Origin of the sequence: Acetobacter fallax, from assembly GCF_011516735.1 — a bacterium.
In the GTDB taxonomy this organism is placed as follows: domain Bacteria; phylum Pseudomonadota; class Alphaproteobacteria; order Acetobacterales; family Acetobacteraceae; genus Acetobacter; species Acetobacter fallax.
The window spans coordinates 1-25,762 of sequence record NZ_WOSX01000045.1 but is presented as its reverse complement, the minus strand read 5'-3'; the positions used below and the strand labels follow the sequence as shown (position 1 = coordinate 25,762).

Sequence of the window (25,762 nt, the reverse complement as noted above, 5' to 3'; positions counted from 1 at the left end):
CGTATAAGGCCCCATGACTGCAAAACATATGGTACCACCTTTATGAGACACAGCACACGGCTGTATTCCATGACGTGTTGCACTTGTCCGGGACAGTCCGTCCAACGATCCTCTTTCGGACACCCCCTACTTCCACCTTTTGTGGTGAACGGAAGCGTTGCGGCACTTCTTCGGTGCGACTACATTAGAGGAGTCGAAGTTGAGACTAACGAAGGAGGTTGATATGATAGCGCCGATCTCTGTTAGGCTGGATGCGCCTACAAGGAAAATTCTTGAGGACGAGGCCAAAATAATGGGTGTTGGGTTGGGACGTCTTCTGAGGCAGATCGCCGAGGCGCGAGCGCGTGATCTGAAGAGGAAGCGCATTAGGGAGGCTAGTGCGGCAGTTGGTCGGCGCGTCGCCAGTAACCCGGATGCGGCTGCATTTTACGAGGATTGGGGAACGCCACGTGCAGAAGGCTAAGAGGAAGCCCGCCGGTCTGACCCCAGGACAGATTGTCGTTGCGGACTGGCGTGGCGACGCGCTCCCAAAGGAGCCGAACAAGCGCCGACCGGCTGTGGTTGTTGAGGAAACCGACCTGTTCGCGCCGGGTTATCCAAATGTGATTCTAGTGCCGATTACGGAAGACGAAGATCTGGCAATACCGGATTTGTCGGTCGTGATAGAGCCGACCAATGAGAACGGCTGTTCGAAGCGATGCGTTGTCGTCTCGCACCTTGTGACGACGACTTCCAAAGCCCGCATCAAGCCAACGACATCGTGGATCACTTCCGAAGAGTTGGCGGAAGTTCGGCAGCAGATCGCCATGGCAATAGGCCTGACATAAGCCTGTGCGAGATAGCTGCAAGCTTTCAGATATCCGGTATCCCACAGATAGCCGGTAGCGTGTAGATACCCGATATCTAAAAAATGAAGTTGCTTGCGAATGTCGTGACTAATGGAAATTTCTGGCCCTGACCGCAACCGGCCTGCTATCATTCTCTCCGATCAGCCCAAGCAGCATGGTCCCGTCTTCAAGGTTTCGGACCACGACGTGCATGACATCGCCTTCGCGCTGCAGGGCGCCGTGAACGATCATCAGCGACGCCCCCATGGCGATGGCCCGTTGCGCTTCGATCCGGTCTTTCCACAGGATCAGGCTGGCCACCCCGGTTTCATCCTCGATCGTGACGAACATCACGCCTTTTGCCGTACCGGGGCGCTGACGCATCAGCACGAGGCCCGCAATCACCACACGGGTTCCGTCCCGTGATGTCGCGAGATCCTCACAGGGAATAATGCCTCTTTCCGTAAGCCCCTCGCGCAGGAATGCCAGAGGATGTGCCCGCAGGGTCAGGCCGGTCGCGAGATAGTCTTCCACAACGTCCGAGCCTTCGGTCATCGGGCGCAGGATGACGGATGGTTCAATGACTTCCGGAGCAGGCCGGTTACGTCCGCGATCTGCCGCTGCAAACAGAGGGAGAGGTTCATCCGCCAGCCCCCTGATCTGCCACAGGGCCGTGCGGCGATCGCAGTTCAGGCTGGCAAACGCATCCGCTTCGGCCAGGCGCTCAAGAGCGACCGTTGGAACGTCCGCTCGACGCCAGACGTCTTCGACACTTTCATAAAGAGGCATGCGATTGGCAATCAGACGGGCGGCGTCCGCGTTCGCCAGTCCTTTCACCAGCCGCAGACCGAGCCGAACGACCAGCCGCGCACTGCCCGGCCGACCTTCAAGCGTACAGTCCCAGCGGGACTGGTTCACACAGATCGGTCGCACCTCGACCCCATGCTCGCGGGCATCGCGGACGATCTGGGCGGGAGCATAGAACCCCATGGGCTGACTGTTGAGCAGTGCGGCGCAGAAGACGTCCGGGTGATGGCTTTTCAGCCACGACGAAGCGTAGGCGATCAGCGCGAAACTTGCCGCATGGCTCTCGGGAAATCCGTAGGAACCAAATCCTTCCAGCTGTCGGAAGGTGCGCTCGGCGAACTCCTGCGTGTAGCCGTTGGCCACCATGCCGCGCACCATCTTCTCACGGAAATCGGCGATCGACGCCGTATGATCGCGCATCTTCATGCCGCGCCGCAACTGATCGGCCTCACTCGGCGTAAAGCCCGCACAATGAATGGCGACCTGCATCGCCTGTTCCTGAAACAATGGCACGCCCAGGGTCTTGCCGAGGATCCGGCGCAGGGCCGGCGAAGGACAATCAGGCCGTTCCAGACCTTCGCGGCGGCGCAGATAGGGATGGACCATATCCCCCTGGATGGGGCCGGGCCGCACGATCGCCACCTGAATCACCAGATCGTAGAAGGTGCGTGGCCGGGTGCGCGGGAGCATCGCCATCTGGGCGCGGCTCTCGATCTGGAAGGTGCCGAGCGTGTCGGCACGAGCGATCATCGCGTAGGTCTGTTCGTCTTCGGGCGGGATCGTCGCCATGTCATAGGCGCGGCGCCCGTGCCGCACCAGAAGATCAAAGGCGCGCTGCAGACAGCCGAGCATGCCGAGGCCGAGAACATCGACCTTCATGAAGCGCAGTTCGTCAATGTCGTCCTTGTCCCAGACGATGATCTGACGATCCTCCATCGCCGCCGGCTGGATCGGTACTAGTTCGTCCAGCCGGTCATGGGTGAGGACGAAGCCACCGGGATGTGTTCCCAGCTGACGCGGAAAGCCCAGGATCTGGCGGGCGAGATACAGCGTCAGAGACAGACGCCGATCACGCAGATCGAGGCCGACCTCTCCTGCGCGGGTTTCGAGCTTTCCCTGATCGTCCAGCGCGGACGCAAGATGTTTCGAGAGCAGGCCCAGCACATCGTCGGGCAGGCCCAGCGCCTTGCCGACGTCGCGCACCGCGCCTTTCGGCTGATAGCGCATCACGGTCGCGCACAGGGCCGCCCGCTGGCGGCCGTAGCGCCGGTAGATCCACTGGATGACCTCCTCACGCCGGTCGCTGTCGAAATCGACGTCAATGTCAGGCGGTTCACGCCGTTCCACCGAGATGAACCGCTCGAAGAGCAGACCGGAGCGCACCGGATCAATGGCGGTGATCCCGAGCACGAAGCAGATGGCGCTGTTGGCGGCCGAGCCACGTCCCTGACAGAGGATTCCGATGGCGCGCGCATGGCGGACAATGGTGTTGACCGTCAGGAAATACGGCGCATAGCCAAGCTGACCGACCAGCCTGAGTTCATGCGTGAGCTGGCGCCGCACATCGTTGGGTGCACCGGCCGGATAGCGTGACGGCAGCGCCTCGCGCACCAGACGAACCAGCGTATCCTGAGAGTCTTCGCCCTCCACATCGGTCTCGGACGGATACTGGTAACGCAGTTCACTGAGCGAAAACCGGCACAGAGAGGCAATCTCGCCCGAGCGGGCCAGCGCCGCTTCATGGCCCCGGTAGAGCGAGGCCATTTCAGCCGGGCCGCGCAGATAGCGATCCCGCCATGGCTCGCGCAGCGCGCCGAGTGCGTCCATGCTCACATTGTGCCGGATGGCGGTAAGCAGATCCTGCAGCACACTGCGGTCGGCCGCGTGATAGAGCACATCGCCGGTCACGACTGTCGCGACGTTAGCCGCTCCGGCCATCCGCTCCAGCGTGTTCAGGCGTTCCGTATCGCCTGCCCGCCAGTGACGGCTCAGGGTGAGCCATATCCCGGTGCAGTGACGGCGGATCCGCGTGAGAGCATCCAGCCGTTCCTGCAGCACGGCATACGGGGCGTCCGAAGAAAGCAGCAGCAGCAGGCGGGAGGCGCGCTCGCCCGTCAAATCACTCCAGGTCAGATCGAGCCGTCCGCGCTCGCCGCGCCGATGGCCAAGGGTCAGCAGGCGACACAGCTGGCCCCAGCCTGCCCGGTCCACCGGATAGGCCAGCAGAACACTGCCGTCGCACAGCTCCACACGTGTGCCGGGCAGCAACCGGACCCCTTGGGTCTGTGCGGCGGCATGAGCGCGGACGATGCCGGCGACCGTGCCATGGTCGGTGATACCAAGCGCCGGATAATCAAGCCGCGCCGCACGGGCGAACAGGTCTTCAGGATGGCTGGCGCCACGCAGAAACGAGAAGTTCGTGCAGGCCTGCAGTTCCACATAGGCGGATGAGAGCATGCCTCATCTCCCGTGCGGATGCCGGTGCGGCGTCGCGTCGGGCTGCGGGGCGCCGGGCCTGCGGCACAGCACGAAGCCGCTGCGCTCGAGATGCTCCACCAGACGTTCGGCCACCACGCGGGCCATCAGTTCGTCGGCATCATGCACGCGCCGTCGTCCGTCATAGCGAAGTCCATGAATCAGCGCCTCGGCGATCTCGGACGGCGAGGCCGGTGACAGGTCTTCCTTCGTTTCGTCTGCCCCATTCATCAGAACAGCCCGTGGAGGAACCATGCTCCATCCCCTGTCCAGCTGTGCGTGCCGTCGCCCTGGCGATACAGCCAGAAGCGCTCGCCATCTTCAGTCTCGGTAATCCAGTAATCGCGGGCGGCGTGAAACTCGCTGTCCGAGAGCCACCATTCCCCCTGGATGCGCTCAGGACCGTCTGCGCCCCGCACGCGATGCGTGCGGCCGTCCCAGACAAAGCGTTGCGGTGCGCCACTTTCGGTCCCGGCTTCGACACGTAAGGGCTTTGGCGGATCGAGCAGTCGGATGGGGCGGACGAAAGAAAAGGTAGATGTCGGCTCGGCCGCCTCCTGTGTGACAGGGGACTGTGCCTGAGCGCGCTCAGGGATCTGGCTGGCACGTGGCGTAAGGCGGAACACCCGTGACGCGCCGACACGGTTGCACAGGCGGTCCACCAGACAGGCGAGATCGCCACCCCCAGCCTGTCCGCGCCCGAGCACGGTCTGGTCGCCCGTGGTCTGCCGCGCTTCATGGTGGGAGACGGTGAGCGTCATCACTTCGATCCCGAAACCCGGTTCGATGACGGCGATCCGTTCCTGCAGAAGGCGGCGCAGATGGGCTGGCTGATCGACGGGCGACGCGGTGCCCACGCGCACCGGCTGGAGCGTGCCATCGACACGCTCGCAGACCAGATCGAGCTGCCGTGCGCCCTGACCGCGCTGGTGCAGGATCTCGGAGATCTCGTCCACCAGTTCAGCGATCACCACCGCCAGAGCCTCGGCCGTGCCGATCGGTTCCACCATCTGGCGCTGCGCGCGGATGGCATCGAGCGGAATGACCGGACGGATGGGTTCGGGCCGAACGCCCAGCGCCTCGTCCAGCCGGTGCATCAGAAGATCCCCGAAACGCCGTGTCAGAGGCGCGCGGGCCGTGCGCCGCAGATCGCCAATCCTGGTAAACCCGAGGCGGATCAGCCCCTCGCAGGTTTCGGTCGGCAGGCGCAGGGCCGCAACGGGCAGGGGATCGAGAGCGGCAGCCGTGCCGCGCGATGGAACGAGTGTGTCCCGCTCACGTCCGAAGCGCGCCAGCGCGTGCGCAGCGCCAGGCGTGTCCGCAAGGGCGAGGCGGATATGATAGCCCAGCGCTTCCAGCCGTTCGCGCACAACCGCCAGCATGGCGTCCTCGCCGCCATACAGATGGGCGCAGCCGCTGGTATCGCACCATACGCCGTCCGGCGGATCCGCTGACGTCAGTGGGCACAACCACAGACACCATGCCGCCAGTCGCTCCAGAGCGGCCTCATCCGCTTCCCGGTTGCCCTCAAATGCTGCGAGGTCGGCGATCAGGCTCCGGGCATGGGCCAGTGTCATTCCAGGGCGGACACCAGACTGCCGGGCCATCACATCGGCCGCCATCACCACGGGGCGCCGGCCATCATGCTCATGCAGTACAAGCCCCCTCCCGATGATCTCCTGCGGGTGGCGACGCCGCCACAGATCTGTGTGCCACAGGGGAAGCCAGATCGAGAGGATCCGTCGCATGACCGGGTAATCCGTATGTCCAGGTGAAAGCGCGTCCGTCCCGGCTGCGAAGCAGCTCGATGCGCCAGTGTTCCGGACCGATCACGCAGTTCAGCGACACCGGGCGCGCCGCGCCGATGCGCCAGCGGGTTTCACAGGCGCTGGGGGGCGGTACTGCACCGTTCGGGGCAGGGCGGAGCAGGAAACCCGTGGTGCCGGAGCTTTCGGCCGCAAGCTGCAGACGACGTGATGCGGTGAGGGAGAGCGGAACACAGAGATCGCAGACCAGCGCCGCCACCCCGCGCTCGCGCAGGATGTCCTCGCAGAGCGGCAGAAGATCGCGGGTCTCGCTCTGCACACAGATCAGGCGTCCCGGCGCGAGGCCTGCGCCCTGCAGTCCGGCTGCATGCAGGTTGAGATGGTGTGCTGCAAGCCAGACCACCTGGCCCGGTATCCGGGCCAGAACGTGGGCGACAAACCGCGTGGGGCGGGCGAGCAGGACACGGTCACAGCCGGTTCCGAGGAGCTCGTGGACGCGGCCACGGCTCAGGCCCCCGCCCAGCCGCGCATCAAGAGCGGTGAATCCTGTCGGCAGATAGGCGTCCACCCCGGCAACGGCGTGATGCCGCTCCATGCGGCGGATCTCATCGCGCAGGAGCGCGAGCGTATCGGCTGTTCTCCCGGCCATGGTGTGTCCTCGCTCAAAAACAAGAACATAAAGAGAACAAAAGGCCGGAGCGAGTCAAGTTCAGTTCGCATTTCTGAGGCCTAATATGCCCGGAGACAGGCAATTGCTCAGACTGTCGGGTTCTCTCTTCGAGGCGTCTCTCTCATTGGGGGGAGGCGTCGAACTTTGCAGGGGATGACGATGGAGCCCCCTTCCCTGCCGGATTCAGCGGAAATTTGTGCTTTATGTCAGTGAATGTTTTTTCTTTCGTGATTATTTTCTGCTCGACACGTGGAAGTTGCGTTAAAATCCAGGATGCTGACTTGGAGAGCGCGAGCGATAAAATCGTAACATAGACAACAAAATATAAAATGATGCCTGTTATTGGGTAATTACTGTCAATAGTCTTGAAGTTTATGAAATTCCAAGCAGCTCCTATAAGGCCCTTTCTTTGCGGAGAAGAACTCGTCGCTGGCGCTGGTTTTTTTCGTATCCGTCTGATTATTTCAGGCCATCGTAAAAAAAATGCTCCCGAAATTAAAATGCTTCCAGAAAAGCATAATACAGGAATCCACAGAGGACAATCTGGGATGGTCTTAGTCACCATCATCCAAGATCCAAAAGCGCATGAAATGGGGACAGTACAAAAAAGAAGCCAATCTTTAGTTTTATTGGTTTCTTCTATCAGTTTGTCGCGAGAAATATTACCACCTTTTGGTATTCGTCGTATTTGATATACGGCTGCCGTTGACATTGCGGTGAAATAGACTGTAACCGCCGTGCCCAATCCACTAAGTACGTAATAAGAGCACAGTTTTATTATTTGTTCTTTTGCCGACATGATTCTTAATTCGCTTATATTCTGACGTGTGAAGTATCTCGTCTAAATCGATAATGGAGAGCCTAACCAGTGCGGGCCGCTATAAAGATTGCTTCACTCTTTATGGCGTCTGCTCTTATCGCGGCTCGCGGGAAAAGTCTTTTGCCGTTGCTGTGTTAGTCGCCACTCTTGTTTTTGCGTTTACGCGCGTAAAGCATCAAAAGATGGTCGACAAACTCCTGGGTGTCATGGAAGTCCAGCGCCATTTCGAAGAAGGCCACACGGGTCTCAGGTTTAACCTTAATGTTCAGCTGAGCGGATCGACCTGTGCGTCTCAGCGAGCGTCCGTCCACCTTCACCCGGTCAGACCGTGCCGTGAAGCCTGCCCTTCTGGCATCATCAACAGCCGCTGCCGTTGTGGCTTTGTCTACAGCAGGTCTTTTTTGCGTTTGGACCTCCCGACCAAAATCACTAAAATCAAGCTTCGCCCTCTGTGGTTCTTCAGTCATCGCAGGTTTCCTTTTGGGCAGGCTTGATTGTCTCCCGCAAGGGCTTTGTTGCACAATTCACTGATTGGTCGAACTGAACGCTTTTATGGTTTTTGTTACGCGAGCGCCTGGGTAATTGGGGTTCCGAGTGCTGTGAAGCGGTTAAGGATAGCAACACGGATGTGAACTTCGGTGATCTGACGGTCGAAATCGCGTGCTGTCAGACGCTGGCCCAGCAACTTGATGCAGTGCATCTTTGTCTCGACGCGGCTTCGTCGATGATAACCGCTCCACCGTCTCCAGATAGCCCGTCCGAGATGCCTGCAGGCCCGCAGTGTTTCGTTTCGGGCAAGGGCTCCCGCTGATGTGGGGCTCCATGGCTTTGCGTTTTTTCGAGGAGGTATGACAGCCTGAGCACCACGTTCGGCAATGGCTTCATGGGATTTCCTTGTATCATACGCGCCATCAGCCGTGACACTGGCGATATCCTCTTCATCGGAGATCTGCCCCAGAAGCATCGGCAGAACCGGAGCATCACCGACATTGTTTTTCGTGATTTCAACAGCTCTGATTTCCAGAGATCCTTCGTCGATCGCGATATGAAGTTTGCGCCAGATACGACGTTTCGAACCGCCGTGCTTGCGCCTGTGCCATTCACCTTCTCCCTCGACCTTGATTCCGGTGCTGTCGATCAGAAGATGGAGCGGACCGTCCGCACCGCGATAAGGAATATCGACCGTCAGGGATTTCTGCCGGCGGCTCAGCGTGCTGAAATCCGGCACGGACCACGCAAGTCCGGCCAGACGCAGGAGACTTTCGACAAAACCCGTCGTCTGCCGCAGCGCAAAACCGAACAGAACTTTCAGCGTCAGGCAGGTCTGGATCGCAGCATCGCTGTAACCCGGCTGACGACCACGGCGTCCTGTCGGAAGCCCCTCCCAATTCATGGATGGGTCAAACCACACCGTCAGAGATCCACGCTTCTTCAGCGCTGCGTTGTAGGAGGACCAGTTCGTCGTTCGGTAGCCCGTGGGTTGCGGCTTGCTCATGAAAACCAGCTAACAAACTGGATTCAAACAGGGAATCCCTCCCACGTATTTGCGCAACAAAGCCATATTGTTGGCTGTATTTTATATAAGAGAAAGAATAATATTATAAATTTAATAAAAAATACAAATAAAATGTAGACTGAATTATTTCATATTCAGGATGCGGCATTGCGTCCGGGTTGGTGTTTTCAGAGCCTGTTTGGAAAGTCATGGGTGAGCGTTTCTTCGGATGAGATTGGCGCCCATGGCGACGAGGATCATGGCTTGTGAGACGTCGATGCGGCGCTCGTAATCGCGCACAAGGCGTCGCCAGCGGGTCATCCAACCGAAGGTACGTTCGACGACCCAGCGTCTGGACAGAACCTCGAAGCCTTTAGCCCCGTTACGGCGGCGGATGATCTCGACGACGAACTCCAGATAAGCCGCCTTGTCCATCAGTTGGAGGCGGTCATAGGCGCTGACGTGCCCCCCTTTTTGTATCCACTCAAAAGGAGAGTTCCCGTTTTTTATGGCTTGGGGTTGATGGGATGACAAGGGTCTCGGGGGCATGCTCCCGAGACCCTTGTCTGGCGATCTGATCCGGTGTCCTGCCATCCAGTTGCCTTTGTTGCATGCAGTGACCACGATTTCACAAAACAAGTTCTGATGACAGTTTATACGCATGTTCGCGACTGAAACAAACCAGTCCTGAACCTGGAATTCATTTATGAATTGGGTGTGTTTTTCGCCCGACATACGTCGCGAAAATGACGCTGCCAATGATAAGACCCAGTCCGACGATCAGGATCGGAGTGATGCGTTCATGCAGAAACACCGCAGAGGCAATAACACCGATAACCGGCACCCCCAGCGTGATATTCGACATAATGAAAGTTGAGACGCGACGCCCCACCTCGGCCGAAATCACGAAGCAGAAAGATGTCGCAATGGGACCAATGAACAGAAGTAAAATGCAGAGTTCCGGCGTCCATTGCGTGACATGAGGCCTTCCTGCAACTGCCAGTGAAATCACGGACAGAACGGCAGTCGCAAAAAGCATCTGCCATGGCGCCAGATCAATTGGACGCGAAACCCACTGATGACGACGCACATGTAATATCACGAGCGACCATCCAATTGCTGCGAGAAGCAACATCCCGGCGCCGGTCAAAGCGCCGGGACGGTGCCAGTCCGTTTCAAGAGGAGAGCAGATCAGGCCGATGCCACTCATCCCCACAAGCAACGCCACAAGCTGCATTGATGTCGGCTTTTCCCTGAAGAGAATCCAACCCGCGAGCAGGCCCCATAAGGGCGTCGTGTAAGCAAGAAGCGCGGCATGACTTGCATCGATATATTGCATAGCGGTCACACCAAGAGCGGTAAACGCCATCATCTGCAAGCCGCCTATACTTGCGAGGATGGGCCAGTCACCCCGCTTTGGCAGTTTCAGTTCACGCCGCCAGGCAAGACACAGGAAAAGGCACAGGCCAGCCGTTGCAAAGCGCAGTGTTGCCATCCAGAGGGGATGTATCAGCCCGACAGCAATTTTCATGGCGGGCCAGCTCAGCCCCCAGAGCAGAATCATTACGCCGACCCAGAGTCCTGTCGCATTTCCTGTGGAATCATGACGTGACAGTGCAGCGGTCTGTGCAGACATTCCGGTTGAGCCTGACATGAGTGGAAATCCGTTCTTCTCTGCGCTTCGGTACACTTCAGGAATGGGTAACAAGCAGCGCGTTTTACTGAGATAGAAACATTAGAGAGTGCATACAGGTAATTTTTATCTATCTTGTTCATTATGTATGGATATTCAGGTAAGAAAAGCCGCTATATTTCAGAAAGGAGGAATATCTTGCCTGCCATCCCTTGCTTACCGGATGCCGCCAGTATCCGTATCCTGGACCTACTTCAGGAAAACTGCGAAATCAGCAACAACGATCTTGCAACAATGATTGGTATTTCCGCCTCGCCTTGCTGGCGACGCCTCAACGACATGAAGACACAGGGCATCATCCAGCGCTCTGTCGCCATCGTCGATCCGCTTGCCCTCGGCCTGGCCGTCAACGTGTTTGTTCATGTCTCCCTGACGCATCAGGACAGACAATCTCTGGAAATTTTCGATAACGCAGTTCGAAACCGTCCGGAAGTGATGGAATGCTATCTCATGTCGGGAGAGTCGGACTATATGCTGCGTGTCGTGGCGGAAGACCTGATAAAATTTCAGGAACTTATGATCGACTTCCTGACGAAAATTCCCGTTGTCTCCAACATACGGTCAAGTTTCGCTCTCAGCCAAGTCAAATATACAACGGCACTGCCGACAGGACATCTCAATAGGTAAAGGAAAATCCGCCGTTACTCTACTTCAGAAATCAATCGAAATACTGTTTTACAACACAGTATCCCGGAATGAATCCATTTCAATACTATACTCTGATATCTTCGGTCCATTATCAGGCTTTCCATAGCGCAACCGAAACGCGCTTAGGGAAGTCGTCACGAGTATCATGGCTCCACGTGCCAGCAGACCGATCACAAGAAACAGCACCCCGACCATGGTGATGGGTTCCAGATAACGATAATGCATGTCACCGAAGATGCTTGCTTCTCCCATCATGTCCATGACCGAGATCGACGAAAGCAGTGGCGTCTCCTTGATCAGGGCGATGAAGTAATTACCAATGACAGGAATGACCGGCCGGATCGCTTGTGGCAGGATGATATAACGCCAGGTCTGGAACCGGGTCAGATTACACGATGTGCAGGCTTCCCATTGTAGTGCAGGAATGGCTTCGATGCCGCTTCTGTAAACATTGGACAGATAGGTTGCGTAATGAATGCCAAGGCCGGCAATGCCACAGGCAAGCGCCGGCAAGGTGATATTCGCGTACGGCAGAAGATAATACAGAAAGAAAAGCTGGACGAGCAGGGGCGTTCCACGAATGAAATGAGCGATTCCCGACACGCAGAAATGGACTATACCACGCGTGGTCTTTTCCAGAATCGCTATGACAAGACCAAGACTTGCAGCAAGAGCAAACGAGCAGAGAGTCGCTATGAGGGTGATCTGCAATCCTTTCATCAGACGCGGAAGTATCAGGATGATGAAATGGTTGTCCCAGGTCATGATCTTATACCTTCATGCTTTTCGGACCGGAAGCCCGCATGGCAGCCTGCACGAGCGCAAGAATGCCGAGATAGAGAAGGAAATAGACAATCAGCGTTGCGGCAAAAGGCAGAAAGGTCTCCCCCGTCCTGATCCGGAACTGCTGCGCCTGGAACGTAATGTCTGCAAGCGAGATCAGCGAGACAATCGAACTGGCTTTCATCAGCTCGACCATGTTATTTCCGAACACAGGCAACATGCGTGGAAAGGCCTGTGGCAGGATGATATACCGGTATGACTGATACCGCGTGAGATTGAGTGCATAGCAGGCTTCATACTGATCCTGACCCGTGGCCTGCACGGCACTCCGGACTACTTCGGCTCCATAGGCGCCGACATTGAGACCAAGTCCCAGAATGCCCGCAAATAGTGGGGAGAGAAGCAGACCGAACGCCGGCAGCGCATAGTAAAGCCAGAAGACCTGAACAAACACCGATGTACCGCGGAAGATTTCAATATAGACAATGCTGAAGATACGGACAGAACGCCAGCGCGAAATCCGGCCAAGCCCGAAGACAAAGGCACAGACAAAAGCCAGCGCACTTCCCGAAAGCGTGAGAAGCAGCGTGATTCCCAGGCCATGCAGGATCGAACGCGCCAGGTCCGACAGAACCAGCCCTGTCATAACGGCGCCTCTTCCCCACAGAGTTCCCTGCGCGTATGGCCTCGGGCCAATCCCGGATCGAAGCCATGCGCCCGAAGGATCCGGTCATAGGTCCCGTCGCTCTTCAGCGTGGCAAGCACACGATCATAAGCATTTCTGAGTGCTGTTGCATCGGGACGGAACGCTGTTCCGGCACACATCACGGGTGTACCCCCGACCAGGACCAGAGAAAATTTCTGTCCTTGCCAAAGATCGGCCAGATGTTGCGCCGAAGAGGCAGGCAGGGAATATACTTGGATGCGCCCTGCCCGGAGCATGATCATCCCGCTGGGACCATCAGGCACCGGAAGCAGCCGGTCGGCCGGAACCCCGGCAGCCTGTGCTTCCCGCTGCTCCGTGCCCCCCGCAGGCACTCCGATCCGGACAGATGCATCGGCCGCCACGTCACGATAGGTGCGCAGGGTAGGATGATCGCCCATCTTCATCAGGAGAGCCTCCCGGTCACAAAGATCCGGTTCCGAAAAGGCCACCGCCTGGCAGCGCCCCGGTCGGATGAACAGCCCTGAACTGATCGCATCGCTGCGCCTGGCCAGCAGGCCGGGGATGAGTGCTCCAAATGTCGAGAGAACGCCAGCCAGTTCCCGAACACCCATGCGCTGGAAAACAGCACGTGTCAGATCCGGGCCGGCCCCTCCTGTCCGGCCCTCTGCATCGATGACTGTCCAGGGTGGTTCGTTGGATAATCCGAGCCGTACATACCCACGCTTTCTCAATGCTTCCAGTTGGGGAGAGTCTGAAACCGCCGCCGTCTGACTTCTGGCCGACTGCCGGGTGAAGGAGAAGAAAACGCCGATAATCACGGCGCATGTCAAAATCTTTGTCGAAAGAAGCCTCATACCGCCCCTCATGCATTCAATGAGGGCAAGCCGAGAAAAGCCCTGGTGCGCGCGTCTTTCGGATTCGTGAAGACTATCTCTGGTGGTCCATCCTCGACAATCTGGCCATGGTCAAAAAACAAAATCCGATCGGCAAATCGACGGGCAAACTCCATTTCATGCGTTACAAGAAGCATGGTCGTTCCTGTTGTGTCCGCAATCATGTTGAAAATATCAAGAACCTCACTAACACGCTGCGGATCGAGAGCAGATGTTGGTTCATCGAAAAGCAGGATATCAGGTTGCAGCGCCAGTGCCCGCGCTATGGCAACACGCTGTTTCTGGCCGCCGGAAAGCTGGTCCGGAAGCAGATACGCCTTGTCTCCGAGGCCGACAGTTTTCAGAAGATCATGCGCCCGCGCTTTCGCATCCGCCTTCCTGGCACGGCCATTGAAAATCTGGGGGAACGCAATATTATCGAGTACGCTCAGATGCGGAAAGAGGCCGAAATGCTGAAATACCATCCCGATCCGGGAGCGCACTGGCCGAAGACGGTTCTCAGGAAGCAAATGTGGCGTTCCGGACGCCGTGTCATACATCGGAACGCCTTCGATAAGGATCTGTCCCGAATCAATTGTCTCCAGCGTCATCAGGATACGAAGGATCGTCGTTTTTCCCGAGCCTGAGGGGCCGAGCAGGGCCACCTTCTGGCCCGCCGGAATATCCAGAGACAGATGGTCCAGAACAGTCGTTCCCTTAAACGCCCGGGACACATCTGAAATCGCAATCATCGGGTCTGGTGTAAACACGGGCTCCATAGACGTCATGCTTCGTCTGTCAAGACACCAAACGATGCCACGCAGTCACCTGTCCTGATCAGTCCGGGAAAATGACGGGCAATCAAAAGACCGTCACAGGGAGCAGCAATTTCTGCTGGTGCCACGCCCATCCTGTCCGTGCAGTGAATACGCGCAATCATGCCGCCCTTTTTTACGGGTTCCCCCAGATCTGCAAGCATTTCAAGAAGCCCATCCTGTTCGGCAAAGACAAAGCTGTCGTCTCCCGGCATGTCCAGCCACCGGGTTGTTGCGGGTGAAACGTCACCGGCGACAATGCCGAAGTGCCGAAGGACGTTCATCACGCCTCGTCTGGCAATCCCCGCTGTTCTTGCAGAAACCGTGCCGCCACCGCCCAGCTCTGTCGTGATGAACACCTTCCCCATTTCTTCGATGGCCGTATCGAACATCCCACGGGAGTCTATCTCAACCATTTTCAGCGAATAAGGTGCGCCAAACGCCTTCACCGCGGCAAAACATTTCTTCTCCTGCTCACGGTCGGGCAGCATGTGAGCCGCCGCGAACGGAATAAAATCCAGCGTCTTCCCACCCGAGTGAAAGTCCAGAACGATGTCGCTCATCGGCAGCAGGACACGCTGGAAATAATCCGCGATCTTCTCTGTCACGGTGCCATCGGGCCGGCCGGGGAAAATGCGGTTCATGTTCCCGCGGTCAATTGGCGAGGTGCGCGTACCTGCTCGAAAGGCAGGATAATTCATGGCGGGGACGATGATCACGCATCCGGAAACAAGCGAAAAGTTCAGCTCCTGTGCCAGGCTGAACAACGCCACCGGGCCTTCATATTCATCGCCATGATTTCCTCCGGTCAGCAGCGCGGTCGACCCTTCACCATTTCGCACTACTGTGATCGGGATCATTACCGAACCCCAGGCGGAGTCATCCCTGCTGTAGGGCAGTCGGAGGAAGCCGTGATGCACTCCGTCTTGGTCAAATGGAATCGTTGCCACAATAGGCGAATCAAGCAGAGTTCCGGTCATATCGCGCCGTTCAGTCCTTCACAAACAGTTTGCGTGGCACATTGGCCAGACAGTCATAGCCATTCCCGGTAATGAGAATGCTCTCGGTGGTCTCGAAACCCATCGTATCCAGCCAGAGGCCGGTCATGAAATGGAACGTCATCCCCGGTTCCAGCACTGTCTTGTCACCCGGTCGGAGGCTCATCGTACGTTCGCCCCAGTCGGGCGGATAGGACAGACCAATCGGATAGCCCGTCCGATTGTCTTTCCTGATCCCATACTTCTTCAGAACGGCAAAAAACGCATTTGCAATATCCTCGCACAGGTTGCCGGGTTTTGCCGCCAGAAGTCCTTCTTCCATGCCTTCAAGAGTGGCTTTTTCGGCATCGAGGAAAGCCTGCGTCGGCTTACCAAGAAAGACCGTGCGGGAAAGCGGGCAGTGATAGCGATTATAGCACCCGGCGACTTCAAAGAATGTGCCTTCTCCTTTCTGCATGGGCCGGTCATCCCATGTCAGATGCGGCGCCGAGGCGTCGCTTCCTGACGGCAACAGAGGCACGATTGCCGGATAATCTCCACCGAATTCGGCTGTGCCGCGCAGGCCTGCATCATAGATTTCAGCAACGAGATCGCATTTTCTCATTCCTGGTTCAATTTTTTCATAGATACGGGAATGAATGTTTTCGACAATCTTTCCCGCCCGACGCATATAGACGATTTCCTGAGGGCTCTTGATTGCACGCTGCCAGTTCACAAGACCGCTTGTATCGGAAAAGCGTGCATCCGGGAGACCGGCGCATAACGCAGCATAAGCCGCCGCTGAGAACCAGTAATTGTCCATCTCGACACCGATTGATGCCGTCTTCCAGCCCCGATCCGCAATCCTGCCTGCCAGATATGACATCGGATGGCGTTCGGGTGACTGCACATAGATGTCCGGATATCCGATAATATTCTCTTCACTGATCCATGCCGTCCGGCGTGCGCCGTTCGCATCCTGCTCCCGGCCGAACCAGACCGGCGTGCCCGAAAGCGGCACGAGCACACACTGATAGACATAGAATGACCATCCGTCATAACCGGTCAGCCACGCCATGTTGGACGGATCGCTCACGATCAGAAGATCCACGCCGCGACGAGACATCTCCCGGCGCGTTTTCTCAAGGCGCGCCTCGTATTCTTCGCGTGTGAATCTGAGTCGTGCAATGCTCATGTGAAAGATCCTTCGGTCTGCGCAGCAGGAGAAACGGTCATGGAATCATGGGGCAGGACGGGCAGGTTCAGAATGTCGCACGCACCGTTCCGAAATACTGGCGGGGGGCGCCGATCATGAACGACTGATAATCTCCCGTGAACGGGTTTCCGTTCTCACCCATAGTGCTGATATAGGATGCGTTGAAGAGATTGTAGACATTGAATTCGAATGTCATGTTCTTGAGAAATCCCTTCGTTCCGATCTGGTATTTCGCGCCGAGATTCGCAATCCAGTATCCGGGAACGGACGTATCGTTCATGTAGCTCAGATACCGTTTTCCAATGTAATTGACATCGAAATGAGCGGACATCCGTTTGTAGGCGTAGTCAACACCCGCTTTGTACATGAAGTCCGGGTAATTCACCACTTTCTTCCCGGCCTGATGATATACCACGCCCGCCGTTGTGATGTCTGATCCGTAACGGGAATCATTGTAGGAAACGCTGTTATAGATCGAAAGATGCTCTACCGGTCGGATGGTAAAGGCGGCATCAACTCCGTTCATTGTGACTGCACCAACATTCACAACCGTGGAAACCGGATCGACAATCGATGCAGATGCCATCGATTGGAGACGATTGAAAAAATTAACCCGATAGAGGTTCAGAGATGCTGAGAGCAAGCTTGAGTTGTAGCGATAGCCAAGCTCATAGGCCCAGTCCGATTCAGGCTTAATCGTCTTCTGGAGTTCACGGAACGTTGCCTGGTTGGTCACTCCCCAAGCCTGCCCCATCTGATACCCTCCCTGTGCATAGGCGCGCCTGTTCTGTGATATATCGAAATATAGCTCGTGGCCGGGCAGAAATAGCCAGTTGGCACTGATGTGCGGCAGAAAGGCTGCTGCCGTCGTCAGGGAGCCCGACGGAAGCTGGGATTGTCCGGTATAGGCGGCGTCGTTGACTGTTCCGCCACCATGTGTCGTGACCAGCATGGATCGGAAACCTGCATGGACACTCAGGTTTTTGAGAATATGATATGTATCCTGAAGGTGATATTCGAACGTGTTGGTATTGTAGGTCGTCCCCCAAAGCTGGGCGACAGGATTTTTGAAGCTGCTCATGGAAAGCGGATTCAAGGGCTCGCCTTCTCCGAGAAGAGGCATCTGATACGCGAAATAATCCATTATGTACCGGTTGTTCTCATACCAGACTCCTGTGTTGATGGTGTTGCGGGCAACCTCATAGGTCACACCAGTCGTGAAGCCATATCGTGCAATTGAGCCCTGATGCTCCTGATAACGCAACGGCGCTCCATTCGGGGAGGAAGCAAACGGACTGGCATAACCGCCCCAGCCGAGGTTGGAATGGCCATAGGCAACGCTGTCCCAGGTCAAATTGTCCGCCAGCGTGATGTGCGCCTTCAACCCTCCCAGATAATCCCGTGCAATCGCGCTCGAATCATAGAACATGGCATCCAGGGGATCGTTCGTTTTGTTCTGACCGTTCGTGAAAATGCCCTGCGCCGCCAGATAGGCGCCCTTGTAGTTTGGATAGAAATTATCCAGACGGGGACCCAATGTGTGCAGATAGTTGAGCGAGAGATCCTGATAGCTGAGATATTGCTGGTCATCCCAGTCGAAGAACGCCGAAATCTCACTCTGCTCACCGATCGGCTGAACGAGCTTGGCATTCACCTTCTGGTCGAACAGCGGGCCGGAGCCTTTCCATTTATCGCTGTTGCTGCGCGCATAGGAAACGAAGAAACGCGTACCCGAGGCGTTGAGATCACCCGAATTGATCCGGACAAATGTCCGGAAGGCACTATTGCTGCCAAAGGTCTGACTGATGTCAACCTGATGCTTGTGGGCTGGATCCATGGAAGTGAAACTGATTGCGCCACCGAGGTTGTTCGTGCTGGGCGTATCGAGCGCACCCGCACCCTGGGACACATCCATGCGGCTGATGTTGTCAGGTGAAATGGCTTGATTGATTCCAAGGCCGTTGTAATTTCTGTAGGTCAGCTCGCCAAGAGGAACACCGTCGAGTGTAAAACCGATCTGGTTCTGGAAGAAACCACGCACATAAAGCTGCGTTGCCCAACTGTCCTGCCCCATTGGGTCCGCGGCTGTTAAAAGAACGCCGGGCTGCTGGGCAATGACCTTGAGAGGGTTTGTTCCCGGAACGAATTTTTCGATGTCGTGCGCCGTCATCACCTCACTGGAACCATGAGATGCCCGATGCATGACGACATTGACCGATTCATCTTCAGATTTGATGGCCTGACGGGCACGTAATCCGGATGCAGAACTCTTTTTTTCCCTTACATTTTTCGGGGTGACAGGATCCTCCGACGCCTGTCGTTGCAAGCCAGCGGCCCGACTTTCAGTACTGCCTGCCGATACAAACAGCGTTGTGCATAACAGCAGGCGGCACAAGGTGCTTTGTTTCATCCGTACGTTCCTCATCAACGACCAATGGCTACTGGCTCGTGCATCTCATCTGGAAACAACCGGCAGCGAAAACGCAGATCACATACAGCGCTCACCTGCCGTAATAAAACGGTCGGCTGTAGTCGTTATGGGAGTATCTGGCTTCCGCGCCCGTCTAATTTCATATCGGGATCAGAATAACAAAGCAGAAGGAACGATTGGCATCATATCGCGATGGATTTGGGATGATATTCTGCGTTTTTTTGCTATAATGCACATTATTTCACAGGATACTCGCATTTTGTGCTGCAGCATCACTGCGTTCGGATCAGGGTTCCTGAGCAACCCGCATCGCCGGTACTGTCTGCCTTACGCAGAGCCGGTAAAGCCCGACATCACGTTCACTTTGCATAGGCTCTGATTGTGTCCTTAGTACACGCCTGATAAACAAAAATCTGCACATACACCGGATCAATCCGGCCGCTCCCTCCCCCTGACACTGTGTCGATATGAGAAAGTCATTATGTTCGTTGCGATATACTGACGACATTTGCCTCTGAAACAAAACAAACTTCCACGGCTCTGAGGATTTTGTATTCTGATCCGCAGATCAATTACTTATGATCTCAGCTTCGATGCCGGAAACCGTGTTTCGCTGATTTCCCGCCTTACAGGCATCGCCTCGGAAATTCGCGTGAAACAACGACATGAATGTCATGAAAATATTCCTTCCTCCCGTGCGATTTATACGTTCGCTGAATTTTTTCCATTGATCATGAGATGAAATGCACCATCAAACTGCATATATGCACATAAATTCATCTCGTCAACGCATCAAAAAGAGGAAAATAATCAGATAAATATGATATACTCCGCCTGTAACGATTTGTCGGATTAAAGTCCCGGAAACGAAATGAACCGGTAGTTCGACGATGCTGTCCGGCACATATGCTGGCATTCCAAAAGAAAGCCAGCTCTGGAATATTTCTTAAAATGTCCGGCGGGGTGCCGTGACCAGGAAGCGGCATGAAACGGCAGACTGTTCTCACCATCAGAAAAATTGTCGCGCCGGAAGCGAAGCTATGAATGACGCAACACGTTCTCCTGCATTTCCCCGCCTGACGTTTCTTCTTCATTTCATCATCCTGGACGTGATTTCACCATGACATTGCCTGCACTTCGTGATGTGATCGCTGCTTCCCGGCGATTGCACGGCCATATTGTTCGTACACCGCTGATGCCGTCCGCCTCCCTGTCGGCCCGGAGTGGGGCGGAGATCCTACTGAAGCTGGAAACCCGCCAGACAACCGGAAGCTTCAAGCTACGAGGGGCGACCAATACTCTGCTGCTGTCAGGGCGCCATGCAAAAGGCGTGGTGGCCGCCTCCACGGGTAACCATGCCCGCGCGCTGGCCTATGCCGCGCGGGAAATGAGCAAACCATGCGTTGTCTGCATGTCGTCTCTTGTTCCCGAAAACAAGGTCGTGGCCGTGCGCGCACTGGGCGCGGATGTCAGGATTGTCGGACGCTCCCAGGATGATGCCCAGGACGAAGTGGATCGGCTGGTTATATCCGAAGGGCTTTTGCCTGTTCCGCCATTTGACGATGAACGCGTCATTGCCGGACAGGGCACGATTGCTCTCGAAATTCTCGAAGACAGACCGGATGTTGATACCCTGCTCGTGCCTCTCTCCGGCGGAGGGCTCGCAGGCGGTATCGCCATGGCGGCCAGGTCGATCAAACCTTCTATCCGGGTCGTTGGAATCAGCATGGAGAAGGGAGCCGCGATGGCGTCCAGCCTGCGGGCCGGGCATCCGGTCGCTGTTACGGAAGAGCCAGGCCTCGCGGATTCTCTCGGTGGCGGCATTGGAATCCCGAACCGTTACACGTTTGATCTTTGTCGAACCTATCTTGACGATGTCATCCTGCTTACCGAAGACGAAATCGCCCGGGGCATCCGTCATGCTTACATGGAAGAACAGGAAATTGTTGAAGGAGCCGGTGCCGTCGGACTGGCAGCACTTCTGTGTTCCCGGCTGAATGTTTCCGGAACCGTGGCCGTTATTATATCAGGGAAAAACATCGACATGATTCGGCATCGGCAACTCGTTTCCGAATATCGGAACGTATGACGATGCAGATCCTCAGCGAAATCCAGCTTCGCGATATCATGAAACCTGACACAGCACTTATCGATGCCGTGGCGGAAGGTTTTCGTATGATGGCTATGGGGGCCGTCGTGATGCCCGATATTCTCAGGCTCGATATTCCTGAGCGCGGAGAGGTCGATGTCAAGACTGCCTATGTGAAGGGAGTGGAAAGTTTTGCCGTCAAGATCAGCTCTGGCTTTTTTGGCAATACCGCTCTGGGATTGCCCAGTCTGAGCGGGATGATGGTTCTGCTGAGCGCAGAGACGGGTGTTACAAAAGCCGTTTTGCTCGACAATGGATATCTGACGGACATACGAACCGCTGCGGCCGGTGGTGTAGCCGCTCGCACGCTGTCCCGATCGGACTCTCATATTGCTGCCATTTACGGAGCAGGCTTGCAGGCACGTCTGCAACTTGAGGCGTTGACGCTGGTGCGCCCGATCACTGAGGTGCGCCTCTGGGCGCGTCGCTCCGAACAGGGCAAGGAAACGGCTGCATGGTGCGAGAGAACATATGGCATCCCCGTGCGGCCCTGCGATGATCCGCGGGAAGCCGCCAGAGGCGCCGATATCCTCGTCACGACTACTCCGGCGACAACACCAGTCCTCATGCGCGATTGGATCGAACCTGGCCAGCATATCACTGCCATGGGATCCGATGCGGAGTTTAAGAATGAACTCGATCCCTGGATTATTACTGAAGCTTCGCTCTATGCGGCCGACAGCCTCAGACAGACCGCGCGCCTTGGAGAACTGCATCATGCCCTGAAGGCCGGCCTGACGGTTGAGCCATCCCGTTCCACCGAGTTGGGTGCGATACTGAACGGAAGCCATGCGGGGCGACGTGCACCGGAAGACGTGACGGTGGCTGATCTGACCGGAACCGGTGTTCAGGATACTGTTATCGCCACAATGGTCTGTGAACGATGGAGGAAATCCATGATGAAGACAGGAAAGGACCAGTAATTTTATATCTGCCTATTCAGGACAGGATCAGTCTTCATCCGGGATTTCAACGGGAACAGAGAAACCGGCCTTCACCCTGTCCATCACAACAAGAGTCTTGAATCCTCTGATATCAGGGTTTTCGTAGAAAAAATTTCGGGTGAACACTTCATAATCTTCCATGCTTCGTGCCGTGACATACAGAACGAAATCCGTCTCGCCCGTCACGTAAAAGCTGTTGACGATTTCCGGTGTGATCCGAAGTGCTCTTTTAAAACGGTCAATGATGTCGGAGCGTTCCCGCTCAAGTGTGACCAGAACGATCATCTGAATCGGACGTCCCACGGCACGGGCCGAAATTATCGAAACATCGCCTTCAATCACACCGACATCACGAAGGCGCTTTAACCGTCTCTGACACGCCGTGGCGGAAAGCCCGACCTGATCGCCAATCACCTGTGATGTCAGACGATTATTTTTCTGCACGATTTCAAGAATACTCGCATCAATGCGATCATAAAGCTTCATCGGCTGGAAATCCTCACCAAAATCCATATCACGATCTATATCATATCAGAATCGAAAAATTACGCAGTAAATATGTTCAGAAATGACCCTATAATCTGGTGATCAGGAAGCACTCCAGGTTTTACCATAATATGAAAACGAAAGAGAAAATATATGCGTGACGACAGGTAATCGTATCGATACAACAACGTAAATCGGATTAACAGGCTTCGTTCCTGATGAAATTTCTTCTATTTAGGTATACGATATGAAAAATGTGGGTGTTGGCACAGAATCGATCTGGGCCGGAGAAAGTGACGTATTTTCCGAGGGCGCGATTTGCGTGCCTGTCTATAATTCGGTTGCATTTGGCTACGAAGATATGGAGGAGTGGTTCTCCGTCGCAACCGGGTCCAAACCCGGCTATATTTATTCAAGAAATACAAACCCGACAGTGCGTGTTCTTGAAGAAAAGATCAGGATAATGGATGGCGGTGAGGAAGCGACCAGCTTCTCGACCGGGATGGCCGCGATCAGCAATACATTGCTGGCATTGCTGGGCCCAGGTGATCGTGTTGTCACCATCAAAGATACATATGGCGGCACCAACAAGATATTCATCGAATTTCTACCGAAGATAAACGTCAATGTGTGTCTGTGCGAGACCGGGGATCATGATCTGATCGAGCGGGAAATCGCAAAGGGCTGCAAGGTCGTTTATCTGGAATCTCCCACCAATCCGACACTGAAGGTTCTGGATATCGCTCGCCTGGCCAGAAAGGCTCATGAGCATGGTGCCATTGTCATCGTTGACAACACGTTTGCCACACCCATCAACCAGACTCCTCTCAGTCTGGGAGCCGATGTCGTCGTTTACAGCGCGACGAAATATCTCAATGGTCATTCCGATGCAATGGGTGGACTTGCTGTCGGCCGTAAGGATCTTATCGACCAGGTCTTCCACTATCGTGAAATCACCGGCGCAAGCCTCCATGCTCAGTCAGCCTACATGATTCTTCGCGGAATGAAGACGCTGGAGTTGAGAATGGGGCGTCATAGTGAGAATGGCATGAAGGTGGCAACGTTTCTGTCGACTCATCCCAAGATCGATAAGGTGTTCTATCCCGGCCTTAAAACTCACCCGGGTCATGAGATTGCCAGCCGGCAGATGAAATCTTTTGGCGGTATGATGAGTTTTTCTGTGAAGGGTGGCTTCGACAAAGTTATCATCCTGCTGGAAAATCTGCGCTACGCCCATAAGGCAGCAAGCCTGGGTTCGGTTGGTACTCTGGTCGGTCCTCCCAGGACCACGAGCCATGTGGAATTGAGCGCGGAAGAGCGCGTGGCAGCGGGAATCCCAGAGAGCCTGATACGCTATTCTGCCGGGGTGGAGGATAGCGCCGATCTGATCGCAGATCTTACCAGCGCTCTGGAAAAGATTTGAGACATGGCTGAAGCAACAAGAACCGTCTTGTTGCTTTTTCGGGATAAGGGCAGTTTCTTTTGATTTCCGAATGCGAGGCATGGCTTATGTGCTTGCCATCATCTTTGCCAGGCCTGTACCTGGGGGCTCGCCAGCCAGGCCGTCGTCAGTTAGCTCCGATGATTGCGGCGACGAACAGAACGGCCACGAGGGAGAATGCCCCTGACCTGTTTCAGTCTGGGGAAGAAGCGTTCAATGATGTTTCTGTTTTTGTAGAGCCGGAAGCTGATTTTCCGTGGATTGCGACAGTTTCTCCTTGAAGGGATGACGACTGCAATCTGCTGCTCTTTGAGTTTTTCGATGAGCGGATCGGCATCGTAGGCCCTGTCAGCGATAAAGGCTTTGGGCCCGATTTCATCAGGAAGAGGTTCTGCTTCCGAGATGTCGGCTCGTTGCCCTGGCGTCAGGGAAGGACCCATGGCCTTTCCCGAAGCATCGGCAATGGCTTGGATTTTGGTAGTCAGTCCGCCACGGGATCGGCCGATGGCCTGATCCACGCCCCCTTTTTACGGGCGCCCGCACTATGCTGGTGAGCCCGGACAATCGTGCTGTCGATCATCATATATTCGTTGTCGTGACCGGCGGCCAGATGCCGGAAATCCGCTCGGTCACACCGCTTTCGCACCAGCGACGCAGCCGCCGGTGCACGTTCTTCCGGTCCCCGACCCGGGCGGGCAGATCACGCCAGGGGATGCCGGCGCGATAGCGAGAGCGATACAGCATGGCCTTGGACTTGCTACGGTTATGTGCCGGATATGACCCTGAAGAATGTTTCGATTAGGACACACGTCCCATAAGAGATGCCCATCAGACATCACACACCGGCCGGAGCGGCTCGTTCTTCCCTGCGTGCGAGTTCTACGGTTCCGAACTGTATGTCCTGAGACAGGGTGACGGCGCCCTGCTTTCCGAGTTCCAGCGCGGCGAGGAAATGTGCCGCTTTTGCCGCGTTGCGCTGCAGCGACGCCTCGCGATCTTCTGGCCGGATGCCTTCACTTTTCACCAGCCCGTCCTCCAGCCGGTACAGCCCCCTGCCCTCTTCCCCCAGATGCTGACGCCACCACGCCAGGGCCTGGCTGACGGTGAAACATGAGAAACGCTGCGGCAGGGCCGGACGCACCGGCTGCAGCCTCAGACGTCGCCGCAGCAGCGCAAGACAGGCGTCGAGCAGATCGGTCTGCAGCAGCGCGGCTTCAGCCCGGTGAGGCTCCCCCTCCCCGCCCCGGCCGAACACCTGGTCCCCCAGCCGCGGTATCTGCGAGATCGCAGCCACGGCCTGCTCCAGCGCCGCGCGCCGCAGCACCCGCTGGCGGAGGGCCTCCGTCTGTCCGGTCGCCGCCTGCCGTTCCGGTGTCCCGTCCCGCAGCATCAGGGCCGAGCGCAGCTGCAGCAGCGTCGCCGCCAGCACCAGCCAGTCGGCGCTGCGGGCGAGCGGCCGCGCACGAACACCCTCTTCAACAATACGCCCCAGCTGGTCGATCAGCTGCAGCAGCGACATCCGCCGCAGATCCAGCGCTCCGCTGCGGGCCTGCTCAACCAGCAGAGCCAGCGGACCGGCCCAGTCCTCTGCCTGCAGATGCGGGGACCCGTCAGACATCGTAGAGCGGGCGGATCCGCAGACACAGATCCGGCCAGTCGCGGGCGATCCTCCGCAGCGCCGCCCAGGGCGTCCAGTCCGCCGACCAGAACCCGAGCGTCCACACCGTCTCCGGCGCCACCGGTCCGGTCTCCACGGCCTCCACCGTCTGCAGCGGACGCG

General features: G+C 56.4%; 23 protein-coding genes and 2 pseudogenes. 6 read left to right on the top strand and 19 right to left on the bottom strand.

Going from position 1 to position 25,762, the window contains the following annotated elements; translation table 11 throughout:
- The first annotated feature begins 449 nt into the window (after positions 1-449).
- Complete coding sequence (locus tag GOB85_RS15820; protein WP_338421777.1) at positions 450-827, top strand: type II toxin-antitoxin system PemK/MazF family toxin; 378 nt, start codon at positions 450-452, stop codon at positions 825-827.
- Between the two features lie 108 nt (positions 828-935).
- On the opposite strand, the gene GOB85_RS15815 is transcribed toward GOB85_RS15820, so the two are convergent.
- From GOB85_RS15815 to GOB85_RS15800, 4 genes are read right to left on the bottom strand one after another with little or no spacing between them, the layout of a single operon-like run.
- Positions 936-4,091: an error-prone DNA polymerase gene (locus GOB85_RS15815; RefSeq protein ID WP_173578463.1), complete on the bottom strand. Its 3,156-nt coding sequence runs from the start codon at positions 4,089-4,091 to the stop codon at positions 936-938.
- A gap of 3 nt (positions 4,092-4,094) precedes the next feature.
- On the bottom strand, positions 4,095-4,364 hold the full coding sequence (locus tag GOB85_RS15810; protein ID WP_242011569.1) for a hypothetical protein: 270 nt from the start codon (positions 4,362-4,364) through the stop codon (positions 4,095-4,097).
- Positions 4,340-5,857 carry a DUF6504 family protein gene (locus GOB85_RS15805; RefSeq protein WP_173578462.1) on the bottom strand — a complete coding sequence of 506 codons (1,518 nt, stop codon included), beginning with the start codon at positions 5,855-5,857 and terminating at the stop codon, positions 4,340-4,342. Before GOB85_RS15805 ends, GOB85_RS15810 begins: the two co-directional genes overlap by 25 nt.
- The gene (locus GOB85_RS15800) at positions 5,757-6,524 is read right to left on the bottom strand and encodes an ImuA family protein (protein ID WP_173578461.1); all 768 of its coding nucleotides are present in this window, start codon (positions 6,522-6,524) and stop codon (positions 5,757-5,759) included. The genes GOB85_RS15805 and GOB85_RS15800 overlap by 101 nt, the downstream gene beginning before the upstream one ends.
- A gap of 395 nt (positions 6,525-6,919) precedes the next feature.
- On the opposite strand from GOB85_RS15800, the gene GOB85_RS15795 reads away from it, so the two are divergent.
- Positions 6,920-7,237 carry a hypothetical protein gene (locus tag GOB85_RS15795; RefSeq protein WP_173579002.1) on the top strand — a complete coding sequence of 106 codons (318 nt, stop codon included), beginning with the start codon at positions 6,920-6,922 and terminating at the stop codon, positions 7,235-7,237.
- Between the two features lie 262 nt (positions 7,238-7,499).
- Here GOB85_RS15795 and GOB85_RS15790 read toward each other — a convergent pair whose 3' ends face one another.
- The 4 genes and pseudogenes from GOB85_RS15790 to GOB85_RS15775 all read right to left on the bottom strand — a co-directional run bounded on the left by GOB85_RS15790 (position 7,500) and on the right by GOB85_RS15775 (position 10,496).
- Positions 7,500-7,832 carry a hypothetical protein gene (locus GOB85_RS15790; RefSeq protein ID WP_173578459.1) on the bottom strand — a complete coding sequence of 111 codons (333 nt, stop codon included), beginning with the start codon at positions 7,830-7,832 and terminating at the stop codon, positions 7,500-7,502.
- 95 nt (positions 7,833-7,927) lie between these two features.
- Positions 7,928-8,860 carry an IS5 family transposase gene (locus tag GOB85_RS15785; RefSeq protein WP_173578458.1) on the bottom strand — a complete coding sequence of 311 codons (933 nt, stop codon included), beginning with the start codon at positions 8,858-8,860 and terminating at the stop codon, positions 7,928-7,930.
- A 207-nt stretch (positions 8,861-9,067) separates the two neighbouring features.
- Positions 9,068-9,319, bottom strand: a pseudogene (locus GOB85_RS15780) (transposase); the annotation flags it as partial.
- Between the two features lie 241 nt (positions 9,320-9,560).
- Positions 9,561-10,496, bottom strand: a complete 936-nt coding sequence (locus GOB85_RS15775; RefSeq protein WP_173578457.1) for a DMT family transporter — start codon at positions 10,494-10,496, stop codon at positions 9,561-9,563.
- Positions 10,497-10,691: 195 nt separating this feature from the next.
- Here GOB85_RS15775 and GOB85_RS15770 point away from each other — a divergent pair, with 195 nt between their 5' ends.
- Positions 10,692-11,180 carry an Lrp/AsnC family transcriptional regulator gene (locus tag GOB85_RS15770; protein WP_242011568.1) on the top strand — a complete coding sequence of 163 codons (489 nt, stop codon included), beginning with the start codon at positions 10,692-10,694 and terminating at the stop codon, positions 11,178-11,180.
- 48 nt (positions 11,181-11,228) lie between these two features.
- Here GOB85_RS15770 and ehuD read toward each other — a convergent pair whose 3' ends face one another.
- The 8 genes from ehuD to GOB85_RS15730 form a co-directional block, all read right to left on the bottom strand.
- Positions 11,229-11,966 (bottom strand): ectoine/hydroxyectoine ABC transporter permease subunit EhuD, encoded by a 738-nt coding sequence (gene ehuD / locus GOB85_RS15765; RefSeq protein ID WP_173578456.1) that lies wholly within the window; start codon positions 11,964-11,966, stop codon positions 11,229-11,231.
- Positions 11,967-11,970: 4 nt separating this feature from the next.
- The gene (gene ehuC / locus GOB85_RS15760; protein WP_173578455.1) at positions 11,971-12,630 is read right to left on the bottom strand and encodes an ectoine/hydroxyectoine ABC transporter permease subunit EhuC; all 660 of its coding nucleotides are present in this window, start codon (positions 12,628-12,630) and stop codon (positions 11,971-11,973) included.
- Positions 12,627-13,505: an ectoine/hydroxyectoine ABC transporter substrate-binding protein EhuB gene (gene ehuB / locus GOB85_RS15755; RefSeq protein WP_173578454.1), complete on the bottom strand. Its 879-nt coding sequence runs from the start codon at positions 13,503-13,505 to the stop codon at positions 12,627-12,629. Before ehuB ends, ehuC begins: the two co-directional genes overlap by 4 nt.
- Before the next feature lie 8 nt (positions 13,506-13,513).
- Positions 13,514-14,302, bottom strand: coding sequence for an amino acid ABC transporter ATP-binding protein (locus GOB85_RS15750; protein WP_277875944.1), 789 nt, complete (start codon positions 14,300-14,302; stop codon positions 13,514-13,516).
- 5 nt (positions 14,303-14,307) lie between these two features.
- Positions 14,308-15,318: a N(2)-acetyl-L-2,4-diaminobutanoate deacetylase DoeB gene (gene doeB / locus GOB85_RS15745; protein WP_173578453.1), complete on the bottom strand. Its 1,011-nt coding sequence runs from the start codon at positions 15,316-15,318 to the stop codon at positions 14,308-14,310.
- A gap of 10 nt (positions 15,319-15,328) precedes the next feature.
- Positions 15,329-16,510, bottom strand: coding sequence for an ectoine hydrolase DoeA (gene doeA / locus GOB85_RS15740; RefSeq protein WP_173578452.1), 1,182 nt, complete (start codon positions 16,508-16,510; stop codon positions 15,329-15,331).
- A gap of 67 nt (positions 16,511-16,577) precedes the next feature.
- The gene (locus GOB85_RS15735; RefSeq protein WP_242011674.1) at positions 16,578-18,734 is read right to left on the bottom strand and encodes a TonB-dependent receptor; all 2,157 of its coding nucleotides are present in this window, start codon (positions 18,732-18,734) and stop codon (positions 16,578-16,580) included.
- A 1,004-nt stretch (positions 18,735-19,738) separates the two neighbouring features.
- Positions 19,739-20,056 (bottom strand): hypothetical protein, encoded by a 318-nt coding sequence (locus tag GOB85_RS15730; protein WP_173578451.1) that lies wholly within the window; start codon positions 20,054-20,056, stop codon positions 19,739-19,741.
- 26 nt (positions 20,057-20,082) lie between these two features.
- Here GOB85_RS15730 and eutB point away from each other — a divergent pair, with 26 nt between their 5' ends.
- Both eutB and GOB85_RS15720 read left to right on the top strand, forming a co-directional pair.
- Positions 20,083-21,051, top strand: coding sequence for a hydroxyectoine utilization dehydratase EutB (gene eutB, locus GOB85_RS15725; protein WP_173578450.1), 969 nt, complete (start codon positions 20,083-20,085; stop codon positions 21,049-21,051).
- A complete protein-coding gene (locus GOB85_RS15720; RefSeq protein WP_173578449.1) occupies positions 21,048-22,034 on the top strand; it encodes a cyclodeaminase in 987 nt (328 codons plus the stop codon). The genes eutB and GOB85_RS15720 overlap by 4 nt, the downstream gene beginning before the upstream one ends.
- A gap of 27 nt (positions 22,035-22,061) precedes the next feature.
- On the opposite strand, the gene GOB85_RS15715 is transcribed toward GOB85_RS15720, so the two are convergent.
- Positions 22,062-22,541 carry an Lrp/AsnC family transcriptional regulator gene (locus GOB85_RS15715; RefSeq protein ID WP_173578448.1) on the bottom strand — a complete coding sequence of 160 codons (480 nt, stop codon included), beginning with the start codon at positions 22,539-22,541 and terminating at the stop codon, positions 22,062-22,064.
- Between the two features lie 247 nt (positions 22,542-22,788).
- Here GOB85_RS15715 and GOB85_RS15710 point away from each other — a divergent pair, with 247 nt between their 5' ends.
- Complete coding sequence (locus GOB85_RS15710; protein ID WP_173578447.1) at positions 22,789-23,964, top strand: cystathionine gamma-synthase family protein; 1,176 nt, start codon at positions 22,789-22,791, stop codon at positions 23,962-23,964.
- A 185-nt stretch (positions 23,965-24,149) separates the two neighbouring features.
- Here GOB85_RS15710 and GOB85_RS19430 read toward each other — a convergent pair.
- Positions 24,150-24,765 (bottom strand): annotated as a pseudogene (locus GOB85_RS19430) (IS5 family transposase); the annotation flags it as partial.
- A 52-nt stretch (positions 24,766-24,817) separates the two neighbouring features.
- Positions 24,818-25,600 carry a chromosome segregation protein ScpA gene (locus GOB85_RS15695; protein WP_173578444.1) on the bottom strand — a complete coding sequence of 261 codons (783 nt, stop codon included), beginning with the start codon at positions 25,598-25,600 and terminating at the stop codon, positions 24,818-24,820.
- Positions 25,601-25,762 lie beyond the last annotated feature (162 nt).

Bases quoted from the DNA above. Each gene is read 5' to 3' on its own strand.
- ehuB (WP_173578454.1), bottom strand. From the start codon at position 13,505: ATGAGGCTTCTTTCGACAAAGATTTTGACATGCGCCGTGATTATCGGC.
- GOB85_RS15750 (WP_277875944.1), bottom strand. From the start codon at position 14,302: ATGGAGCCCGTGTTTACACCAGACCCGATGATTGCGATTTCAGATGTG.
- doeB (WP_173578453.1), bottom strand. From the start codon at position 15,318: ATGACCGGAACTCTGCTTGATTCGCCTATTGTGGCAACGATTCCATTT.
- GOB85_RS15815 (WP_173578463.1), bottom strand. From the start codon at position 4,091: ATGCTCTCATCCGCCTATGTGGAACTGCAGGCCTGCACGAACTTCTCG.
- GOB85_RS15715 (WP_173578448.1), bottom strand. From the start codon at position 22,541: ATGAAGCTTTATGATCGCATTGATGCGAGTATTCTTGAAATCGTGCAG.
- eutB (WP_173578450.1), top strand. From the start codon at position 20,083: ATGACATTGCCTGCACTTCGTGATGTGATCGCTGCTTCCCGGCGATTG.
- GOB85_RS15785 (WP_173578458.1), bottom strand. From the start codon at position 8,860: ATGAGCAAGCCGCAACCCACGGGCTACCGAACGACGAACTGGTCCTCC.
- GOB85_RS15795 (WP_173579002.1), top strand. From the start codon at position 6,920: ATGAAATTCCAAGCAGCTCCTATAAGGCCCTTTCTTTGCGGAGAAGAA.
- GOB85_RS15735 (WP_242011674.1), bottom strand. From the start codon at position 18,734: ATGCATCGGGCATCTCATGGTTCCAGTGAGGTGATGACGGCGCACGAC.
- GOB85_RS15775 (WP_173578457.1), bottom strand. From the start codon at position 10,496: ATGTCTGCACAGACCGCTGCACTGTCACGTCATGATTCCACAGGAAAT.
- GOB85_RS15720 (WP_173578449.1), top strand. From the start codon at position 21,048: ATGACGATGCAGATCCTCAGCGAAATCCAGCTTCGCGATATCATGAAA.
- GOB85_RS15710 (WP_173578447.1), top strand. From the start codon at position 22,789: ATGAAAAATGTGGGTGTTGGCACAGAATCGATCTGGGCCGGAGAAAGT.
- GOB85_RS15730 (WP_173578451.1), bottom strand. From the start codon at position 20,056: ATGAAGAAGAAACGTCAGGCGGGGAAATGCAGGAGAACGTGTTGCGTC.
- ehuD (WP_173578456.1), bottom strand. From the start codon at position 11,966: ATGACCTGGGACAACCATTTCATCATCCTGATACTTCCGCGTCTGATG.
- doeA (WP_173578452.1), bottom strand. From the start codon at position 16,510: ATGAGCATTGCACGACTCAGATTCACACGCGAAGAATACGAGGCGCGC.
- GOB85_RS15800 (WP_173578461.1), bottom strand. From the start codon at position 6,524: ATGGCCGGGAGAACAGCCGATACGCTCGCGCTCCTGCGCGATGAGATC.
- GOB85_RS15810 (WP_242011569.1), bottom strand. From the start codon at position 4,364: ATGGTTCCTCCACGGGCTGTTCTGATGAATGGGGCAGACGAAACGAAG.
- GOB85_RS15790 (WP_173578459.1), bottom strand. From the start codon at position 7,832: ATGACTGAAGAACCACAGAGGGCGAAGCTTGATTTTAGTGATTTTGGT.
- GOB85_RS15805 (WP_173578462.1), bottom strand. From the start codon at position 5,857: ATGCGACGGATCCTCTCGATCTGGCTTCCCCTGTGGCACACAGATCTG.
- GOB85_RS15695 (WP_173578444.1), bottom strand. From the start codon at position 25,600: ATGTCTGACGGGTCCCCGCATCTGCAGGCAGAGGACTGGGCCGGTCCG.
- ehuC (WP_173578455.1), bottom strand. From the start codon at position 12,630: ATGACAGGGCTGGTTCTGTCGGACCTGGCGCGTTCGATCCTGCATGGC.